A 459-nucleotide genomic window follows, 5' to 3' on the forward strand; every position below is an offset into this window, starting at 1 on the left:
CGTCCCGCCGGTATAGGCCAGCCGGATGATGTCCTCGGGCCGCGCCTCGGACCGCAGCGGCGCGGGCTCCAGGGACAGCGCCAGCGCCCAGAAGTCCGCCAGATCGGCGCAGGCGTCGTGCGCGAACCAGTGCGCTACCCCGGGGCAGGCTGCGCGCAGGGCCAGCGCGCGCTCCCGGTGCGCGGCTTCGGCGAGGAACACCGAGGGCTCGGCGTCGCCCACGATGTAGGCGTGGTCCTCGTGTCCGCCGAGCGCGTGCAGGGTCACCGAGCGCAGCCCCATGAGGTAGGCCGCGGCCATCACGGCGAAGACCTCGGAGCGGTTGCCGGACAGCTGCATCACGCAGTCTCCGCGCCGCAGTCCGAGGCTGCGCAGGGCGGCCAGCGCCTGCCCGATGCGGCGGCCCAGCGTCGCATGGTCGATGGAACGATCCGCGTCAACAAAGGCCACCCGCTCCGG

Annotated in this window: 1 protein-coding gene; it reads right to left on the reverse strand. The window is 73.9% G+C overall.

The features are described 5' to 3' along the window. A partial coding sequence (locus tag VTU_RS26235; protein WP_010102417.1) for an AMP-binding protein occupies window positions 1-459 on the reverse strand: 459 nt, incomplete at both ends.

This window comes from Verminephrobacter aporrectodeae subsp. tuberculatae At4 (assembly GCF_000193225.1).
Taxonomy (GTDB): Bacteria; Pseudomonadota; Gammaproteobacteria; order Burkholderiales; family Burkholderiaceae_C; genus Acidovorax; species Acidovorax aporrectodeae.